Here is a 3,126-nt window from a genome sequence, read left to right on the forward strand (position 1 = left end):
GCCGGCTGTCGAAGCCAGCAGGGCTGGATTTTTTGAGCAGAAAGGTCACGGAACGCGATCGGCTTATCTGTTTGCTACCGACACGCACCAGCTCCAAGTACATCGTGACCAAGCCCTCCTGCTGGCCTACCAGCACACGGTCCTGCAAGTCCTTGCGCGGCACCATCAACCTGTAACGACTGGCAATCTCGCTGACTGTGACCGAGGCCACCAGCAAGTCACCCTTGCCATCCTTGTCCTGGATCTTGAGGCGGATAATGTCACCGATGTTTCTATCCTTCCAAGTTTCGACGAAGAGGTCGGCATAAGGATCCGTGGCGCGCACCCCCAAGGCCTTTGTAGCGGATTCACCGACCAATTTTTCCAGCGATGCGGCGAAGGCAAAGTCGGGTGGATTCAGGGATATGTCATAGTTAGGATCTGAAGGGTCGGTAGGATCGGTAGGCGTCGTCATTATTTTCACCTTGCAGGGGTTAGGGGACGCGCAAATGGCGCGACGGGCAAGGTGAATGAGGCGCTTAGGGCAATAACCGAATCTACTGTCAGAATTGACAGTGGCGACGAGTGGTAGGGAGATTGTCAGTAACCGCTCCATAAACCCCACCGACGTCAAGCTGGGTGGCGCGTTTAGCTCGGCGACACCGGCCGGCCGGTGACCTACGACGAACACGACAGGGAACGACTCAACATTCTGGTGTCCGAGCCCCCCATCAGATCAAGGCCGTCCAGGCACCCCGGCCACACGAAACAGAAAAAACCTCCTGCACGATGCCCCTCAGCGGGCTTTTAAAAAAAACTGGGGTATAGCTTCAAACGGGCTCGCCGATCGTCTACTTCGACGAGTCCGGCTTTTCAAAGGCGTCCTCCCTGCCTTATGCCTGGAGTCCCATCGGTCAGCCGTTAGCGTTGCCAGCCTTCTCGCACAGCCGACGCCTCAACGTGCTCGGATTTCTCCGTGGTCAGGGTAAGTGGGTGTGTCACACGACTACCGACACGGTTACCACAGCGGTGGTCATTGAAGCTTTTGACCGGTTGCTTGAACAGAAGTCGCCGCAAGCGTTTGGGAACACCCATCAGGATATTGGCGACATTCTGGGGTTGAACCCCAGGACGGTGAATCAGCATTTGGAGCATGTGTATGTGAAGCTCGGCGTAGAAACCCGAACAGCCGCCACATCAGTCACGCTGGCTGCGATCTAAAACATGTGAGAGGGCTTGCTCCCTCCCACCTTTGATCTTCATTGGTGTGTAGATCGCTATCCGCCGAATGCCTGTGAAGGCCGGCGCAACGTCGGATCAAACGGATTAATCCTGGGCCCAATCGACGCCGCTTCACGCTTGAGCAACTCCACCACCATCGGCAACCGGCTCGGCCCCAATCGATCACTGATAGTTGCCACACTTAACGCCGCGACCGCGTGCCCATCCCGATTCAGAATCGGCACTGCCAACCCCGCCATGCCTTCGAGCACACCGGTATTGCGCGCCGCGTAGCCCAAGCGCCGCACGTTCTCGACCTCCGAGCGCAGCAGCACCTCGTCATACAGGTGAAAGTCCTTGAGCCGAGGCAGGTTGTAGCGGATCACCGTCTCACGCTCTTCCTCCGGCAGAAACGCCAGAATCGCCAAACTGCCCTGCCCCACGCCCAACGCCACGCGCCCGCCGATATCACCGGTAAATGTGCGGATTGGGTACGGCCCCTCGCTGCGGTCCAGGCAGATTGCATCAAAGCCGCTGCGCGCCAGCAGGAACAGCGAATCGCCCAACGAAGCACTCAGGCGCAACATACTCGGGCGTACCCGGTCGCGCAGGTTGCCGGTCTTGCCTGCGTTGGCCGCCAGGGCGAAGAACTCCAGGCTCAGGCGGTAGCGCTTGCTGCGCGCATCCTGCTCGACCATGCCTTCGTCCATCAGGCTGCGTAACAGGCGGTGAGTGGTGGGCTGGGACAGGCCGACCTGTTGTGCAAGTTGGGTGACGCGTTCGCCACCTTCGGGCACCTCGCCAAGGGTACGTAGCAGCGCGAACAGACGAGACACGCTGCCGGCACCCACTTCTTTGCTGCCATCATTCCGCTCAGTGGAATCCATAACACTTAATCTCGACAGTAATTCTGTTGAATGAATAAATTGAAAAATAATAGTCCGTTGAGTGAAATTCCATCTTCCGCCCATCCTAGTCTTCGTCCTAATCTGCGTCCACAGGGGCGAAATGAACAACAAACGGCAGCCGACTTGAGATCGAGCGCCAACGCACCCGCAACACCCTTTTCGCATCTGCCCAAAACAAAAAAGCGCGTTTCGACGCGACTCAAAAAAGGTAGAAAGCAGGCATGGCATTTCTCCAACTCAACGCCTTGAGCAAACGCTACGGCGCCGGCGATGCGGTGGTCGCCACCGACCTTGCGGTAGAAAAAGGCGAGTTCGTTTCCCTGCTCGGTCCCTCCGGCTGCGGCAAGACCACCACCCTGCAAATGATCGCCGGCTTCGTCGACGTGAGTAGTGGGCAAATACTGCTCGACGGGCGCGATATCACCCACGCCAAACCCGCCAGCCGTGGCCTGGGCGTGGTGTTCCAGAGCTACGCGCTGTTCCCGCACATGACTGTGCGCGACAACGTCGCCTTCGGTTTGAAGATGCGCAAAGTGCCGGCCGCCGAGATCGCCAGTAAAGTCAAAACCATGCTGGACCTGGTGCGCCTGGCCCCACACGCCGAGCGTTACCCGCGTGAGTTGTCCGGCGGCCAGCGCCAGCGTGTGGCCTTGGCTCGCGCGCTGGTGATCGAACCGCCGGTGTTGCTGCTCGATGAACCGCTGTCTAACCTCGACGCCAACCTGCGTGAAGAAATGCAGTTTGAAATCCGCCGCATCCAGTGCGCCGTGGGCATCACCACCTTGATGGTCACCCACGACCAGGCCGAAGCCTTGTCCATCAGCGACCGCGTGGTGGTGATGCAGGCCGGGCGCGTGACCCAGATCGACGCGCCTTACACACTCTACGAACACCCGCGCACGCGCTTCATTTCGGACTTCGTCGGCAAAGCCAACCTGCTGCCGGGCGACTACGACGAGTTCGGCGCCCCGCAAGTGCGCCACGCCAGCGGCGACGGCGAACTGACCCTGAGCCTGCG

The 3,126-nt window shown here is 59.2% G+C and carries 4 protein-coding genes; 2 read left to right on the forward strand and 2 right to left on the reverse strand.

Annotation, left to right across the window (positions count from 1 at the left end; all coding sequences use genetic code 11):
* On the reverse strand, positions 1-454 hold a 454-nt coding region (locus tag E0F99_RS29425; RefSeq protein ID WP_130909119.1), incomplete at its 3' end, for a hypothetical protein.
* Between the two features lie 371 nt (positions 455-825).
* Between E0F99_RS29425 and E0F99_RS31335 the strand changes: the two genes are divergently transcribed.
* Positions 826-1,200, forward strand: coding sequence for a transposase (locus E0F99_RS31335; protein WP_083358725.1), 375 nt, complete (start codon positions 826-828; stop codon positions 1,198-1,200).
* Between the two features lie 56 nt (positions 1,201-1,256).
* On the opposite strand, the gene E0F99_RS29435 is transcribed toward E0F99_RS31335, so the two are convergent.
* The gene (locus E0F99_RS29435) at positions 1,257-2,087 is read right to left on the reverse strand and encodes an IclR family transcriptional regulator (RefSeq protein WP_130909121.1); all 831 of its coding nucleotides are present in this window, start codon (positions 2,085-2,087) and stop codon (positions 1,257-1,259) included.
* A 242-nt stretch (positions 2,088-2,329) separates the two neighbouring features.
* Between E0F99_RS29435 and E0F99_RS29440 the strand changes: the two genes are divergently transcribed.
* A partial coding sequence (locus E0F99_RS29440) for an ABC transporter ATP-binding protein (protein WP_130909122.1) occupies positions 2,330-3,126 on the forward strand: 797 nt, incomplete at its 3' end.

The sequence above is a fragment of the Pseudomonas antarctica genome (assembly GCF_900624995.1).
In the GTDB taxonomy this organism is placed as follows: domain Bacteria; phylum Pseudomonadota; class Gammaproteobacteria; order Pseudomonadales; family Pseudomonadaceae; genus Aquipseudomonas; species Aquipseudomonas antarctica.